Source organism: Sphingopyxis sp. Soil_C_28 (assembly GCF_057657055.1).
Genome location: NZ_JBDGJE010000001.1, coordinates 1,048,224 through 1,063,700, shown reverse-complemented (window position 1 = coordinate 1,063,700; position 15,477 = coordinate 1,048,224). Strand labels below are relative to the sequence as shown.

Genomic DNA, 15,477 nt, shown 5'->3' with positions numbered 1-15,477 from the left:
CAAACAGGGAGGCTGCACATGGATCCGATTGAACTGATCAAGCAAACCCGGGGGCGCCGCTCGCTCCTGCAAGCGATGGGCGTCGCGGCAATTGGGATAAGCTTCGGCGGCCTTGCCGCGTGCAGCAAGGGCGAAGGCAAGAAGCTCGCGAACGGCGAGGAAGCCAAGCTCAACTTCTACAATTGGGACACCTATATCGGCGAGAACACGCTCGACAATTTCAAGGAAGCAACGGGCGTCGACGTAACGATGGACCTGTTCGACAGCAACGACGTGTTGTTCGCCAAGTTCAAGGCCGGCAATCCGGGCTATGACGTGATCGTGCCGTCGAACGACTTCGTCGAGCGGATGAGCAAGGCCGGCATGCTGATGCCGCTCGATCACGCGCTGCTCCCGAACAAGAAGAATATCGATGCCGCCTACATCGACGTCGAATATGATCTGCAGCGCAAATTTTCGATGCCCTACACATGGCTGGCGCTTGGCATCGGCTATCGCAAATCGAAAGTATCGGCGCGGCCCGACAGCTGGAAAGTCCTGTTCGATAGCCCCGAATATGCGGGCCGCATCGCCTGGCTGTCCGAGGCTGGCGATATGTTCCGCCTTTATGGCAAATATCTCGGCAAATCGGTCAACGCGCTGACCCCAGCGGACATCGCGACGATCGAAAAGATGATGATCAAGCAAAAGCCCAATGTGAAGAAATTCCACGAGGACGACGGGCAGGATCTGTTGCTCAAAGGCGACGTCGACGTCGTACTTGAATATAATGGCGACATTGCGCAGGCGATGACCGAGGACAAGGACATCGACTTCGTCGTGCCCAAGGAAGGCAGCCAGCTCAACTCGGACAATCTGTGCATCCCGAAGGGTGCGCCGCATCCGAAGAACGCCCACGCCTTCATCAACTATATCCTCGACGCGAACGTCGACAAAGAAATCACCGAGACGATCCTGTATCCGACGCCCAACTCGGCGGCGAAGGCGCTGATGCCCGACAGCTACAAGAATAATCCGGTCATTTTCCCGCCCGCCGACGTGCTGGCGAAGTGCGAATATGCGCGGTTCAATCCGGAACTGCAGCCGCTTTACGAAGAAGCCTTCACCAGGGTCCGGGCAGCCTAGAAATCTGAAAGGGGCATCGGGGGGTGGCCGAACAGGACTGGAAAACCAACAAAAGGGTCTTTGCGGCGGTATCGCTTCCGACGCTCTTTTGGGTCATCGTCTTCTTCCTCGTGCCGATGGCGATCGTCTGGCTCTACAGCTTTGGCGAGAATAAGGGCCTGACCGAAATCGAGTTTTCGGGCACGCTCGACAATTACAAGCGCGCGACCGAGTGGCTGTACCTGACCATTTTCGGCAAGAGTTTCGCGGTCGCTGCGCTCGTCACCCTCATCTGCCTGATCATCGGCTTTCCCGTTGCGATGGCGATCACTTTTGCCAGCGAGAAATGGCGGCCTTGGCTGCTGCTGGGTATCATGCTGCCCTTCTGGACCAACCTCCTGATCCGCACCTATGCGCTGATGATGCTGCTCGGCACGCAGGGTTTCGCCAACAAGGGGCTCGGTGCGCTGTGGGAAGGAACGAGCTGGATCAAGACGCTCGTCGGACTGCAACCGCTTCCGACATGGGAACCGGTGCAGCTTCTCTTCAACAATTTCGCGGTCGTGTTCGGGCTCGTCTACGTCCACCTGCCCTTCATGGTCCTGCCGCTCTATGCGGCGCTCGACCGGCTCGACCGCAGCCTGATCGAGGCGAGCCTTGACCTTGGCGCCGGGCATTTCCGCACGATCATGCGGATCGTCGTTCCGCTCGCCGCGCCGGGCATCATCGCCGGGGTGATGATCACGCTGATTCCTGCGCTTGGCGCCTATCTTACCCCCGACCTGATGGGCGGGACCGACAGCCAGATGATCGCCAACGTGATCGAGCGCCAGTTCAAAAAGGCGAACGACTGGCCCTTCGGCGCCGCGCTCTCCTTCTTGCTGATATATGCAATGTTCGCGCTGATCGCGATCCAGTCGATGCGCAAAAAAGTGCCGGAGGTCCGCTGATGGCGCTTTTCGCCCGCACCCCCGTAGCCCCGCTCGAATATAGCCGCACCCTATGGATGCGCCTGTGGGTCGGCGCGGTGATGGTCTTCCTCTACGCGCCGCTCGTCGTGCTGATGATCTTCAGCTTCAACGACAGCAAGCGCAACGTCGTGTGGCGCGGTTTCACGACCAAATATTACGAGAAGGCGATGGGCAATGACCAGCTCGTCGAGGCGCTGCTGAACTCGCTGACCATCGCCGCGCTGGCCACCATTGCCAGTCTTGTTCTTGGTGCCGTCGCCGCGGTGATGCTCTGGCGTTTCCGCTTTCCTCTGAAAAGCGCGATCGACGGCACGATTTCGCTGCCGATCATCGTCCCCGAAATCTGCCTTGGCGTCGCCTTTTTGATGTTCTTTGCCGCGGTCGACTGGCCGACCGATCTCGTCTGGCCGTTCAACCTTGGCGCGATCACCATCGCGCACATCACCTTCTGCTTTCCCTTTGTGACGATGGTCGTTCGCTCGCGCCTCGCGACCTTTAATCGCGAGCAGGAGGAAGCGGCGAAGGATCTGGGCGCGAGCGAGTGGCAGGTGTTCCGCGACGTGCTGATCCCGCACATCAAGCCCGCGCTCGTTGCCGGCGCGTTACTGTCCTTCACATTGAGCCTCGACGATTTCGTCATCACCTATTTCACCAGCGGCCCCGACACGATCACCTTCCCGGTGAAGGTCTATTCGATGGTCCGCTTCTCGGTCACGCCCGAGGTCAACGCCGCCTCGACCCTGCTCATCGTCCTCACAATTGCCCTCACCTTCGTCGCGCTCAAACTCCAGGGCGTCAAAGCCATTGCGGAAACCCATTGACCATGACCGAACCCGCCCAACCGATCATCCAGATCCAGAATATCTCGAAGCGTTTCGGCAAGGTCACCGCGGTCGACAATGTCAGCCTCGATATCAATGCCGGCGAATTTTTCGTGCTGCTGGGCCCGTCGGGCTGTGGCAAGACGACCTTGCTGCGGATGATCGCGGGTTTCGAGCTCCCGACCGAAGGCAAGATCTTGATCGACGGGCAGGATATGGCGGGTATTCCGCCCAACAAGCGCCCTGTCAACATGGTGTTCCAAAGCTATGCCGTGTTCCCGCACATGAGCGTCGCCGACAATGTTGCCTATGGATTGAAGATTGCCGGCGTAAAGGGCGGCGAGATCAAGGACCGCGTTGCCGAGGCGCTTGAGCTCGTGAAGCTCGGCGGGTTCGAGGCGCGCATGCCTGACCAGATGTCGGGCGGCCAGCGCCAGCGCGTCGCGCTCGCCCGCAGTCTCGTCATGCGGCCCAAAGTTCTGCTGCTCGACGAACCGCTGTCGGCGCTCGACGCCAAGCTGCGCGCGCAGATGCAGTTCGAGCTTTCAGATCTTCAGGAAAAGGTCGGCATCACCTTTGTCACGGTGACCCACGATCAGGATGAGGCGCTGTCGATGGCGTGCCGCATCGGGGTTATCAACAAGGGCGAAGTGGCGCAGCTCGCGACCCCATCCGATCTCTATGAATATCCGTCGAACCGCTTCGTCGCCGATTTCGTCGGCTCGGTGAACATCTTCGAGGGCAAGCTGACGCTCGATGATCCCGACAAGGCGGCGGTCGACTGCCCCGGGCTTGGCAAAGTCTATCTCAACCATGGCGTCACCGGCCCGCATGGCGCCGACGTCTGGGTCGCGCTGCGTCCCGAGAAAATCTATCTTCATGTTCCGGGCGAAGGCAAGGCCGTCAAGGCCGCGGCGCAGGACGCGCCTGACGGCTATAATTTCGCGCGCGGCAAGATCAAAGGGATGAGCTACCTAGGCGATATCACTCTGTTCGAGATCGAGCTGGAATCGGGAGCGATGCTCCGCGTCTCACGCCCCAATCTCTCGCGCCACGACCAGGAGGATTTCACCTGGGGCGACAAGGTCAGCATGCACTGGCGCGCGGACAGCCCGGTGGTGTTGCTAGGCTAAAACCGGAAAAGAGCTTTCCTTCATCGCCCCTGACGAGGTCAATGGCCCTTCTTCCCCGGCAGAAGATGCAGCACGCCGACAATCACGCCGCCGAGCAGCAGCCCAAATACACCCGCGCCGCCGGCATTGATCAGCCATTCCCACAGGCCTGCGCCGGGCAAGCCGCCCGCCACCGCATGTGCAAAATCGTGGAGGCCATGTCCGATGTTGCCGATATGATATTCGTCGAGGCCGTGAAGGAAAATCTGCCCGCCAACCCACAGCATCGCCGCGGTTCCGATCAGCGCGAGCGCGGCGAGCAGCTTCGGCATGAAGGAAACGAGCCCACGCCCGATCGCCCGGCGTGCGCTGTTGCCCTCTTTCGCCATATGCAGGCCGATGTCGTCCATTTTCACGATCAGGCCGACGACGCCGTAGACCGCAATCGTGATAAAGATCGCCACCACCGCGAGTGTCGCGGCGCGCATCGCGAAATGCTCGTCGAGCACTTCGTTCAAAGCAATCACCATGATCTCGGCCGAGAGGATGAAGTCGGTGCGCACTGCGCCCTTCACCATCGCCTCTTCATGGTCCTTGTCGGCGACGATTTCGGCGTCTTTGGCCAGACTCGTCGTATCCTTCTGCAGCGAGTGCAGCACCTTTTCCGCGCCTTCGAAGCAGAGATAGGCGCCGCCGAGCATCAACAGCGGCGTGATCGCCCATGGCACAAAGGTCGACAGCAACAGCAATGCCGGCAGGATCAGCACCAGCTTGTTGAAGATCGACCCCTTGGTAATTCGCCAGATGATCGGCAGTTCGCGGTCGGGGGTAAAGCCGGTGACGTAGCGCGGGGTCACCGCGGTATCGTCGACGACCACACCCGCCGCCTTGACCCCGGCCTTCGATGCGGCGGCACCGATATCGTCGATGCTCGCCGCGGCGACCTTGGCGATGGTCGCAATATCGTCGAGCAGGGCAAAAAGGCCGGAGGGCATAGGGGTTTGGGCTTTCCTGTTTAGAGCGCGCGGAGTTTCGGCAGCACCTCATCGAGAGATTTGCGGATGATGGCAACCATCTCGTCGATCTGCTCGGTCGAAATGATCAGCGGCGGGCACATCACCAGGCTGTCACGGATGCCGCGCACCATCAATCCATTCGCGATACACGCATCGCGCGCCATCGGTCCTGCCGTGCCCTCGGCGCCGCCAAAGCGTGCGCGCGTTGCCTTGTCGGCAACGATCTCGACCGCACCCAACAGGCCGATCGAACGCGCCTCGCCGACGAGCGGATGATCGTTCAGCGTCGCCAGCGCCTTCGCGAGATGCGGACCGGTGACGCTGCCGGTGCGCTCCACAAGCCCCTCGCGCTCGATGATCTCGATATTCTTGAGCGCGACGGCTGCTGCAACCGGATGCCCCGAATAAGTGAAGCCATGAACGAAGTCTCCCCCGGTCTTGAGCACATCGACCACATGGCTCGCGACCGCAGTGGCCGAGATCGGCAGGTACCCCGACGACAGCCCCTTCGCCATCGGCATCAGGTCGGGGGTAAATCCCATCACCTCATGCCCCCACATTTTTCCGGTTCGGCCGAAACCGCAAATCACCTCGTCGGCGACTACCAGCAAGCCATATTTGCGCGCCACGGCCTCGACCTTCTGCCAATAGCCTTTTGGCGGGATGATGACACCGCCCGCGCCCTGCACCGGCTCTCCGATGAAGGCCGCGCAATTCTCGGGGCCGACCTCGAGAATCTTGTCCTCGATCGCCTGAACACAAGCGTCGCAAAACTCGTCCTCGGTCATCCCCTGCCCTTCGCCGTAGGCATAGGGCTGGCGGACGTGCTCGACACCAGGGATGGGCAAGTCGCCCTGTGCATGCATCGCCTTCATTCCGCCCAGCGAAACACCCGCGACGGTCGAGCCATGATAGGCGTTCCAGCGGCTGATGAAGACGGTTCGCCTGGGTTCGCCCTTCAGCTTCCAATAGTGGCGCACCATGCGGAAAACCGTATCGTTCGCTTCACTGCCCGACGCGTTGAAGAAAATATGCGGCAGACGATTGCCGGTCAGTTCGGCGATCTTCGCCGCGAGCATCACCGTCGGCGGCGTCGCGGTCTTGAAGAAGGTATTGTAAAAGGGCAGCTCGCGCATCTGCGCCGCCGCCGCATCAACCAGTTCCTCGCGGCCATAGCCCACGTTTACGCACCACAGGCCAGCCATGCCGTCGAGGATGCGGTGGCCGTCGCCGTCGTGGATATAGCAACCCTCGGCATGGGTGATGATGCGGCTGCCGCCGAGCTTTTCGATTTCGGCCCAATCGGCCTGCGCGGGAAGGTGATGCGCGACGTCGAGGCGGCGCAGTTCGGCGATGTCGTGATTACGGGGCATATCATATTCCTGATCGTTGGAGGCGGTCGAAGCCGCAGAAGAAAGGCCGGGCAATTCAGCCCGATCCATCGATCAGGGGGAGAAGCAAAGCCGCGCAAGATAGCGGTCGTAACGGGTGACGTGCCGGTTCACAGCTCGCCCCGCAGCGCCTGTCCGAGCAGGCGAAAATAGGTCTGGCTCTCCTGATTGCCGTCGGTTCCCCACTCAGGATGCCATTGCACCGCAAGCAAGGGGGCACCGTTCGGCCGCGCACTGAACGCCTCGACCAGCCCGTCGGGTGCACGCGCCTCGACCGACAGCCCGTCGGCGAGCCGCCCCACGCCCTGATAATGAACCGAATTTACATCAAGCGACGGGGCGCCATAGGCCGAAGCCAGCGTCCCGCCTTCCACCAGATCGACATGGTGCCGGTGATCGAACATCGCATCGAACAGAGTGCCGTCGGGCGTATGATGGCGCAGCAACTCGCCATTCGTCGCGGTATCGCGGCGCAGCGTCCCACCGAGCGCGACATTGATGTCCTGAAACCCACGGCAAATACCGAATAGCGGCCGCTGCGACGCGATCACGGCCTTGACCAGATCGCGCATCATGCGGTCGCGGTCGGGATCGAACGGCCCCTCCCCTTCATCGTCTTCCCCATAGCGCGCCGGCTCGACATTCGAGGGCGATCCGGTGAGCAGGACGCCGTCGAGCCGCCCGACGATTTCGTCTGCGCGCATATAGTCGGGAAGCGAGGGGATGAGCAGCGCGGCGCAATCGGCGTGACGCATCGCCGCCTTCGCATAACGGTTCATCACCGCCTGCGCATATTCGGCGCCGACCTGCCGGTTACAAGCGATGATGCCGAGGACGGGGCGAACGGACACGAGCGACGGAATCCTTCAAAAATCGAAATTCCATTGCTGCCGATTTTTGCGGGCCGATACCAGCGGAAATTGCCAATTCAGGCGTATTGCCGTGCAAAGGCGGCCGCAGCGCCGAACAAACCGGGCTGAGGATGGGTGATGAGCTTGACCGGAAGCGCCGACATGAAACCCTCGAACCGCCCCTTTTCGATGAAACGTTCGGGAAATCCGGAGCGCACGAGGCTGTCGCGGATACGAAGACCGAGCCCGCCCGCCACGACCACGCCACTCGCCCCCTGCGCCAGCGCAAGATCGCCCGACACGCTGCCGAGCGACAGGCAGAAACGGTCGACGGCGGCCGCGGCGAGGCTGTCTTCGCCGCTCAGCGCGTTGGTCCAGATCGCCTTGTCATCGAGCCGCGGGATCGCGCGGCCCTCCAGCGCGGCCAGCGTTTCATATATATCGACAATGCCCGGCCCGGATACGATCCGCTCGATCGACACCCGCCGATGCCGTTTGCGCAGTCGCGCGAGGATCGCATCCTCGATGCTGTCGAGCGGCGCAAAATCGATATGTCCTCCCTCGGTCGCCTGCACGCGGTAGTCCGTGCCATTGCGCCAAATGTGCGCAACACCCAGCCCGGTACCGGGACCGATGATGGTGATGGTGCCGGTCGTCGGAAGCGGTTCGTCGGGCCCGGTCAACCGCTCGAAATAATTCTCGCCAGCCTGCGCAACGGCATGTCCCACCGCCTCGAAATCGTTGACGAGGACATAGCGATCGACGTTGAGCTTTTCGTTGATCAACGCCGGACGGATGATCCACGGATTGTTGGTGAACCGGATGATGTCGCCGCGCGTCGGCCCGGCAATCGCGATAGCGACCGCGCGCGGTAGGGTTCCGCCCTGCTGACGCTCGAAATCCTGCCACGCGGTCTGGAAGCTCGCATGATCCTTGGTATGCAAAGTCGTCGCTTCGCCGAGCGACAGGACGCGGCCGCCTTCTACCTCGGCGATCGTGAAGCGTGCGTGCGTTCCGCCGATATCGACCGTGACGATCTGTTCGCTCATAACTCTCCCTTACCGGTCCGAACGCAGCCGGTTCGCCCGACGAATGTCGCATGGTTCGAGGCGATGCAACAAGGCATAGCTATGCGCGGTGCCTTGCATTCCAGCGACAACGGATCTAGTTGCGATTCGTTCTCAATAAAGAAGGTGTCCCGATGTCCGATATCCCGACCGCCCCGACCCACGACTGGAATGGTGACAGCGGCAACCGCTGGGCCGCCAATCTCGCGCGACTGGACGTGATGCTTGAAGAATTCGGCAGTGCGGCGATCCGTGCCGCGAATGCGCAGCCCGGCGAACAGATACTCGACATCGGTTGCGGTTCGGGCACGTCGACGCTGGCCCTTTCCGAACAAATCGGACCGGATGGATATATACTTGGCGTGGACATATCCGAGCAGTTGGTGGAGGTCGCAAGCGCCTTGGCCCCGGCAACATCTCCCGTCGAATTTCGATGCGCCGACGCCGCCACAGCCCCGCTTCCGTCCCACGCGTTCGACCTGCTCTTTTCGCGTTTCGGTGTGATGTTCTTCGACGATCCGGTGGCCGCGTTCGCGCATATGCGCGGCGCATTGAAACCGGGCGGGCGGCTCGCCTTCGTGTGTTGGCGCGGTGCACAGGAAAATGACTGGGTTCGCCTGCCGATGGCGGCGATCCGCGATATCGTTCATCCCACCCCCGCCGATCCGAATGCGCCGGGGCCTTTCGCCTTTGGCGATCGGCAAAGGCTGGCCGGCATTCTTGCCGCGGCGGGCTTTACCGCGATCGACATCACGCCTTTTGACACGACCATTTCCTATGGCAGCGGAGCGACACGCGATGCCGCAATCGACGATGCGCTCGACATGGCCTTTCAGGTGGGGCCGCTCTCGCGGGCGCTCGCCGATCAGCCCGACGAGGTTAGAGCGGCCGCCGCGAGGGCGGTGCGTTCTGCCTTTGCCAAGCGGCCTGGCGAGACGTCGGTGTTGATCGACGGCGCGGCCTGGATCGTGACCGCGCGCAATTAGGATCGCGCCGCGAGCTTTTGCGCGCGAATATCCTTCTTAAGCACCTTCCCGACCTTCGAGCGGGGCAAATCGTCCCAGATCTCAAGCTCCTTGGGTGCCTTGACGCTGCCGATCGCGGCCTTAACCGCCGCGATCAGTGCATCCGGATCGGCGCTGTGGCCGGCGCGAAGCTGTACGACCGCGCACACACGCTCGCCCCATTTGTCGTCGGGCAACCCGAACACGGCGCCGTCCTGCACCGCCGGCTGCGCCAGCAGCGCCTGTTCGACCTCGGCCGAATAGACGTTGAAGCCGCCGGTGATGATCATGTCCTTGGCGCGGTCGACGATGAAGAGGAAATTGTCGGCGTCGAGATAGCCGATGTCGCCGGTGCGATGCCATCCGTCCACGCTTGCTTCGGCGGTGGCCTCGGAGTTCTTGTAATAGCCATCCATCACCAGTGAGCCCCTGACGACGATCTCGCCGCGCTCACCCTGCGCCACGATGTTGTTTTCGGTGTCGAGGATCGCGACCTGCACCAGCGGACCCGGCCTTCCCGCCGAAGACAGGCGCGCGCGCGCAATCGAACCGTCGGGATTAAAATGGTCCCTCGGCGCCATCATCGAAATCATCATCGGCGCTTCGGTCTGGCCGAAAAGTTGCGCCATCACCGGGCCGAGCTTGCCGATCGCCTCCTCCAGCCGCGCGGCCGAGATCGGTGCGGCGCCGTACCAGAAACATTGCAGCGACGAGAGATCGGTCACGGGCAGCGCGGGATGGTCGAGCAGCATGTAGATCAGTGTTGGCGGCAGGAAGGTATGCGTCGCCCGATGGCGCGACGCGAGCGCCAGAAACTCGCCAATATCGGGATAAGGCATGATCACGATTTCGCCGCCATGCGCCATGATCGGGAACGCCAACACCCCCGCCGCATGTGTAAGTGGCGCCATCGCGAGATAGACCGGTCGCCCTTCGAAGGGATAGCCCATCAAGGTCAGCGCGGTCATCGCCTCGAGGTTGCGATTGGTCAGCATCACCCCCTTGGGATGGCCGGTGGTGCCGCCGGTGCCGGGAATCATTGCGAGGTCGCTGACGGGCGCCGCCCGGAATGGGGTGTCGGGGACGCCCGCCAGCCACGGGTCGAGAGAGGGCGCGAATAGCTGTTCCGCATCGAGGCAGACGAGCAGCTCGAGTTTGGGCAGGCGCTGGCGCAACTCGCCCACCAGTCCGGCGAATTTCGAATGGAAGAACAGCGCCGCGCAGTCGAAATTATCGAGGACATAGGCGTTCTCGGCGGCTTCATTACGCGGGTTGATCGGACACCACACCGCCGCGGCGCGCGAAATGGCGAAGACGCAGGCAAAGGCGACGGGATCGTTGCCCGACAGGATCGCGACATGCTTGCCCGGCACGATGCCCGACGCATTCAGCCTATGCGCCACGCGGTGGGTGAGCGCCTGCACCTCTCCATAGGACAGGCTTTTCCCGTCCATCGTCAGGCAGGGTGCATCGGCGCCGAGCGACGCCCCCTTGTCGAGCCAGTCGACCAGTCGCATCAGTCGTCGACCGTGACGATCGGTTTCAGGACCAGCCCGAACTGGCGCAGCACGCCCAATATCTCATGATGCCCGAACGCTTGGCACGCCGAGGCGAAACCGACGCGGCGCGGCGGTTGCTGGAGCAGGTTCATCGCCGCCCAAGCCTGCATCAATCCCGTCTGCTTGTAATTGCTATTGCCGTGGATCAACACATGCGCGCGGCCGAGCGGGCCCGAGGCGTAAACCGAATCAATGCTGGTATTGAGCCGCGGATTTTCGCGTGGCGGCATGTCCCCCTGCACCGATTCCGCCATCTTGGCGAGCGCGGCCTCCTGCTCCTTGAACGGCAGCGGCTTGATGTCGGTGTCGATCATCTTGGTCATGGCGACGACATTATCCATCACCTCCCGCGCGAACACCCCCCCATAGACCTTGACCGTCGAGACGCGCGGATCCTGCTTGAACCAGATCGGGTGCGAGGTGCCGCCCCATGGCAAAGTCAGCGCGGTGGCATGCTGGCCGGGCACCTGACATTCGGTCGCGGTCAGGGTCGGCCATTGGACATACTGGTTGTTCTCGAGATAATACCAGTCAGCCTTGAGGATCGTGAAGATCGTCTGCACCGAAGCATAGGTCGGGAAACCTTTCCACAGCACCAGCATGTCGAGCGTGTCGAGCCCCGGCGCCTGTTCGAGCGCGATGTTCGCCGCGATCTCGCCCGTGGTGTACATCTGGGCGACGCAAGGCGACAGCAGCAGGCCCTTTTTGGCAAAGGCATCGCCCCATTTTTCCTGCGCCAGCAGCATCCAGTCCTGTTCGCCCGTCGTATCGAGATAATGGGCGCCGGCGGCGAGGCACGCCTCGACCGTCTCGGGGCCATATTTGATGAACGGGCCGACCATGTTGCAGACGACCCTGGCGCCCTTGAACAGCTTGGTCAGCGCCTCGACGCTATGCTCGACCTCGGCGACTTCATAATCGGCGGTCTCGATGCCCGGCACCTTGTCCATCACCTCCTGCACGCGCTTCTTGTCGCGTCCTGCCGCGATGAAGGGGATGCCGAGTTCGCGCAAATATTCGCAGACGAGGCGGCCCGTGTAGCCCGAGGCGCCATAGACGATGACCGGTTTCTTGCTCATTGGATTTTCGTTCCTGTTTTGATGGAATTCGGATCAGACCGCGGTGTAGCCGCCGTCGACGATCAGCTCGCTGCCGCACATGTAGGCGGCGTCGTCGCTGGCGAGGAACAGCAGCGGGCGTGCGATCTCGCGCGTCGTCGCCATGCGGCCAAGCGGGATTGCGCCCCCGGTCGCGGCGGCGAAATCGGCGGCGGCATCCCCAAGGCTGCCGACCGCATCGGCGACCAGCTTGGTCTCGCAATAGCCGGGATGCAGCGAGTTGATCCGCACCGGCCAGCCCTTGCGCGCGCAGTCCACCGCTACCGCCTTGGTCAGCATCGCAACCCCGGCCTTGCTGGCATTATACGCGGGGAAGAGCGGCTCGGCGACGTTCGCGGCGATCGAGGCGACGTTGACGATTATCCCGCCCTTTTCCTTCATCACCCCGATGCCGGCGCGAACGCCGAGGAAGACACTCTGCAGATTGACCGCCATCAGCCGCTGCCATTCGTCGAGGTTCGTATCGACGACCGATTTCAGGAAACCCATGCCGGCATTGTTCACGAGGATGTCGAGTTTGCCCTCACGCGCGACGACATCGGCGACGAGCGCCGCCCATTCCGCCTCGTCGGCAACATCCTGCCGTTTCGCCTCCGCCTTATGCCCTTCGGCGCGGATCGCCGCAGCGGCAATCTCCGCCTCTTGTCCGTCGATATCGGTGATTGTCACCGAGGCGCCTTCGCGCGCAAATTCCTGGGCGGCGGCGAGCCCGATGCCGCGCGCAGCGCCGGTTATCAGCACGCTCTTGCCGATAAAACGCATCATGCCATGTTCCTTAAATTCGGGTCAGCAACAAATTGGGCACGGTGGGCTGAGGGAGGGGGCGCCCGTCGTTCCCCTTGGCGTCAGCGATCAGAACTTCATCGTCGCTTCGACGCCATAGGTGCGCGGCATTCCGCGGTTCAGATAGTCGAGCCCGAACACATCGATGTTGAGGCCGTAGGTGTAATAATATTTGTTGGTCAGATTTTTGACCCAGGCGCTGACCGAGAAATTGTCTTTCTGGTAAGTGACCCGGCTGTTGATCAGCCAATAGGAAGGATTGCCGCAGGTGAAGGCCGTGCCCGCCGGCCGGATGGCACCCGGAGCCCCGACCCGATCGCAAGGGTCCTGATCATAATCGCCGAACGAGTCGAAATAATATTTGCCCATATAATTGGCGTCGCCGCGCACCGTCAGCTTGCCGATATTGCTATCGAACACATCCCATTCGACGCCGGCCGTGAACGTCGTCTCCGGTGCGTTGGGGAATGAGTTTCCGTTGACGTTGCGGGTGAATTGGGTCGCTGGGTCGGCCGGATCGACGACATTGCCCTTATATTTGCTGTTCAGCAGGCCGAGCGTCGCATCGAACCGCAGCGAGTCGGCTGCCTGGATCGTCAGTTCGGCCTCGCCGCCATAAACGCGGCCGTTCGCGCTGCGGGTAAAGGTCGTCGCGCCGACCACCTGCGTCGTCTGCTGGTTCGAATAATCGTAATAGAAGCCTGCGAGATTGAGCTGCACGCGGCGATCGAAGAAGCGCGTTTTCAAACCGCCCTCATAGGCATTCACCTGTTCGGGTTTGATATAATAGACCTGGTTCGTGCCCTGATAGGCCAGCCCGTTATAGCTGCCGCTGCGATAGCCGCGACTATATTGCAGATAGCCCATGACATCGTCGGCAAACTTGTAGCTGACGTTGACGCGACCAGTCAGCCGGTTAGCCTTGCTGCTGAGATTCATCGTCGGCAGGTTCGGGTTATATGGGTTGCTGTACGGGATCAGGTTGGCCACGGGGGTAGTGCCGTCGAGGCTGTACAGGATCGTGCTGCCGTTGCGGAACTTCACCTTGTCCATCGTGTAGCGCAGCCCGGCCGCGACAGTGAGCTCGTCAGTCGCCTTCCACGTCACATCGCCATAAATCGCTTTGGACGGCCGCTGGATATCGAATTTCTGCGATCCCAGGATCGGCGTGAACGGCGGCGCGCCAGCCGCGCGGCAGGCGGCGGAAATCGCCCCTCCAAAACCGCCGCCGCCCGAATTGTTGAGCTGAATATCGGTTAGCAGCGCGATAAGCGAACGCGCATCGAGGAAGCCGGTCGGGTTGACTGCAACGGGAGCGCAGCTTGCTGGATTGGTCGGATCGAGCGCGGGATTGGCGGCAAAGGCCGGGACGATACCGATCGAGTCCGGCGTTGCGACCGCGGCGTTATTGTAGCTTCCGGGTAGGCCCGCGCCGAGCAGCAGCGGGCGGATGACGCCGAAGAAATCGGGTTCGTTCGACGTCTTCACCGTATCCTTACCATAATAGAGGCCGCCGATGATATCGAGGCTATCGCCCGAATAGGCGATCCGGAAATCCTGATTGAAATTCTTGCTGCGCGACCGGAAGCGGATTGCGCAAAGATCGTTGGGCGATCCGTCGCAGTCGTTCGGATCGATGGCGTAACGGCCCTTGTCGAAGCCGGTGATCGAAGTGAGGGTGACATCGTCGCTTAGTTCGTAGCCGATGTTCAGCGAGCCGCCCGTGGACTTTGTATAATTGGTGCCGCCGGTGTCGGCCGACACTTCATTGCGGCGCAGTGCGCGGCCACCGTTCTGCGCCGGGTCGAAACGCGAATAGCCGAGCGCGTCGCGATCGCCTTCCAATTGTCCAATCGCATAGGCGTTGGCGCCGAGCGGGTCGTCCTTGGCGGTATAGAATTTCAGATTGATATCGAGCCGGTCGGTCGGTTTCCAGCGGAGCGACACGCGACCGCCGATCGTGTCGGTGGTGCCGACATGACGGCCCTGCGCGGGATTATATTGCCAGCCGTCGCCTTTCGAGCGGGTACCGGCGATGCGGATGCCCAATACGTCGGGAACCAGCGTGAATTCGGCCGCGCCCTGAACCGTTTTAGTGTCGTAATTGCCGTAACCGAGCGTCAGATAGCCGTTGTTGCCATCGAGGTCGGGCTTGCGGGTAAAGAAGCTGACCGCGCCGCCCGTGGTGTTGCGGCCGTACAGCGTGCCCTGCGGACCGCGGAGGACTTCGACGCGGTCGATGTCGTAAAGCTGCTGACCATGGCTTGCGCGGAAGCTTTGATAAACCTCGTCGACATACACCCCGACAGGGGACGCGGTTGACGCCGAAAACTCGTTCGCGACCGAAATGCCGCGAAGTGCAAAGTTCGGCTGGGTGTTTCCGTAAGGGCTGGTGACTTGCAAACTGGGGATCGCGCCCATCAGATCCGACGTTTCGGTAATCCCGCGGCTCTCCAGCGCGTCGCCACCGATGGCAGACACCGCGACGGGGACATCCTGCAGATTCTGCGCGCGTTTCTGAGCCGTGACGACGATTTCGGCGATGCCGCCGCTTTCCGCCTCGGGCGCCGCGTCGGCTTCTTGCGCGTAAGCGACGCCATGCCAGCCAATCAGCATGGTGGTGGACAGACAGCTTGCCAGGATAGCTTTCTTCGTCACGCCTTTTCTCCCACGGTTCGAA

General features: G+C 61.8%; 13 protein-coding genes. 5 read left to right on the top strand and 8 right to left on the bottom strand.

Annotated elements, in window-relative coordinates; genetic code table 11:
• Positions 1–18: 18 nt before the first annotated feature.
• Genes AC3A43_RS04920 through AC3A43_RS04905 form a run of 4 tightly spaced genes read left to right on the top strand, consistent with a single transcriptional unit; the run spans position 19 to position 4,029 of the window.
• Positions 19–1,125: an ABC transporter substrate-binding protein gene (locus tag AC3A43_RS04920; RefSeq protein WP_487791408.1), complete on the top strand. Its 1,107-nt coding sequence runs from the start codon at positions 19–21 to the stop codon at positions 1,123–1,125.
• Between the two features lie 23 nt (positions 1,126–1,148).
• Entirely contained in the window at positions 1,149–2,054 is a 906-nt protein-coding gene (locus tag AC3A43_RS04915) for an ABC transporter permease (protein ID WP_039574282.1), read from the top strand.
• Positions 2,054–2,896 carry an ABC transporter permease gene (locus AC3A43_RS04910; protein ID WP_487791407.1) on the top strand — a complete coding sequence of 281 codons (843 nt, stop codon included), beginning with the start codon at positions 2,054–2,056 and terminating at the stop codon, positions 2,894–2,896. Before AC3A43_RS04915 ends, AC3A43_RS04910 begins: the two co-directional genes overlap by 1 nt.
• A gap of 2 nt (positions 2,897–2,898) precedes the next feature.
• Positions 2,899–4,029, top strand: coding sequence for an ABC transporter ATP-binding protein (locus tag AC3A43_RS04905; RefSeq protein ID WP_487791406.1), 1,131 nt, complete (start codon positions 2,899–2,901; stop codon positions 4,027–4,029).
• Positions 4,030–4,067: 38 nt separating this feature from the next.
• On the opposite strand, the gene AC3A43_RS04900 is transcribed toward AC3A43_RS04905, so the two are convergent.
• The 4 genes from AC3A43_RS04900 to AC3A43_RS04885 form a co-directional block, all read right to left on the bottom strand.
• Entirely contained in the window at positions 4,068–5,003 is a 936-nt protein-coding gene (locus AC3A43_RS04900) for a DUF808 domain-containing protein (RefSeq protein WP_487791405.1), read from the bottom strand.
• A gap of 20 nt (positions 5,004–5,023) precedes the next feature.
• Positions 5,024–6,397: an aspartate aminotransferase family protein gene (locus AC3A43_RS04895; RefSeq protein WP_487791404.1), complete on the bottom strand. Its 1,374-nt coding sequence runs from the start codon at positions 6,395–6,397 to the stop codon at positions 5,024–5,026.
• 128 nt (positions 6,398–6,525) lie between these two features.
• A complete protein-coding gene (locus AC3A43_RS04890; protein ID WP_487791403.1) occupies positions 6,526–7,266 on the bottom strand; it encodes a gamma-glutamyl-gamma-aminobutyrate hydrolase family protein in 741 nt (246 codons plus the stop codon).
• Between the two features lie 77 nt (positions 7,267–7,343).
• A complete protein-coding gene (locus AC3A43_RS04885) occupies positions 7,344–8,315 on the bottom strand; it encodes a glucokinase (protein ID WP_487791402.1) in 972 nt (323 codons plus the stop codon).
• Positions 8,316–8,467: 152 nt separating this feature from the next.
• On the opposite strand from AC3A43_RS04885, the gene AC3A43_RS04880 reads away from it, so the two are divergent.
• Positions 8,468–9,319, top strand: a complete 852-nt coding sequence (locus AC3A43_RS04880; protein WP_487791401.1) for a class I SAM-dependent methyltransferase — start codon at positions 8,468–8,470, stop codon at positions 9,317–9,319.
• On the opposite strand, the gene AC3A43_RS04875 is transcribed toward AC3A43_RS04880, so the two are convergent.
• The 4 genes from AC3A43_RS04875 to AC3A43_RS04860 all read right to left on the bottom strand — a co-directional run bounded on the left by AC3A43_RS04875 (position 9,316) and on the right by AC3A43_RS04860 (position 15,455).
• Positions 9,316–10,854, bottom strand: a complete 1,539-nt coding sequence (locus tag AC3A43_RS04875; RefSeq protein ID WP_487791400.1) for an AMP-binding protein — start codon at positions 10,852–10,854, stop codon at positions 9,316–9,318. The two genes, AC3A43_RS04880 and AC3A43_RS04875, sit on opposite strands and share 4 nt — an antisense overlap.
• Positions 10,854–11,975, bottom strand: coding sequence for a DUF5938 domain-containing protein (locus AC3A43_RS04870; protein ID WP_487791399.1), 1,122 nt, complete (start codon positions 11,973–11,975; stop codon positions 10,854–10,856). The genes AC3A43_RS04875 and AC3A43_RS04870 overlap by 1 nt, the downstream gene beginning before the upstream one ends.
• A 33-nt stretch (positions 11,976–12,008) precedes the next feature.
• Entirely contained in the window at positions 12,009–12,779 is a 771-nt protein-coding gene (locus tag AC3A43_RS04865; RefSeq protein ID WP_487791398.1) for a glucose 1-dehydrogenase, read from the bottom strand.
• An 87-nt stretch (positions 12,780–12,866) separates the two neighbouring features.
• Positions 12,867–15,455 (bottom strand): TonB-dependent receptor, encoded by a 2,589-nt coding sequence (locus tag AC3A43_RS04860; protein WP_487791397.1) that lies wholly within the window; start codon positions 15,453–15,455, stop codon positions 12,867–12,869.
• Positions 15,456–15,477 lie beyond the last annotated feature (22 nt).

Bases quoted from the DNA above. Each gene is read 5' to 3' on its own strand.
- AC3A43_RS04920 (WP_487791408.1), top strand. From the start codon at position 19: ATGGATCCGATTGAACTGATCAAGCAAACCCGGGGGCGCCGCTCGCTC.
- AC3A43_RS04910 (WP_487791407.1), top strand. From the start codon at position 2,054: ATGGCGCTTTTCGCCCGCACCCCCGTAGCCCCGCTCGAATATAGCCGC.
- AC3A43_RS04905 (WP_487791406.1), top strand. From the start codon at position 2,899: ATGACCGAACCCGCCCAACCGATCATCCAGATCCAGAATATCTCGAAG.
- AC3A43_RS04900 (WP_487791405.1), bottom strand. From the start codon at position 5,003: ATGCCCTCCGGCCTTTTTGCCCTGCTCGACGATATTGCGACCATCGCC.
- AC3A43_RS04895 (WP_487791404.1), bottom strand. From the start codon at position 6,397: ATGCCCCGTAATCACGACATCGCCGAACTGCGCCGCCTCGACGTCGCG.
- AC3A43_RS04885 (WP_487791402.1), bottom strand. From the start codon at position 8,315: ATGAGCGAACAGATCGTCACGGTCGATATCGGCGGAACGCACGCACGC.
- AC3A43_RS04880 (WP_487791401.1), top strand. From the start codon at position 8,468: ATGTCCGATATCCCGACCGCCCCGACCCACGACTGGAATGGTGACAGC.
- AC3A43_RS04875 (WP_487791400.1), bottom strand. From the start codon at position 10,854: ATGCGACTGGTCGACTGGCTCGACAAGGGGGCGTCGCTCGGCGCCGAT.
- AC3A43_RS04870 (WP_487791399.1), bottom strand. From the start codon at position 11,975: ATGAGCAAGAAACCGGTCATCGTCTATGGCGCCTCGGGCTACACGGGC.
- AC3A43_RS04865 (WP_487791398.1), bottom strand. From the start codon at position 12,779: ATGATGCGTTTTATCGGCAAGAGCGTGCTGATAACCGGCGCTGCGCGC.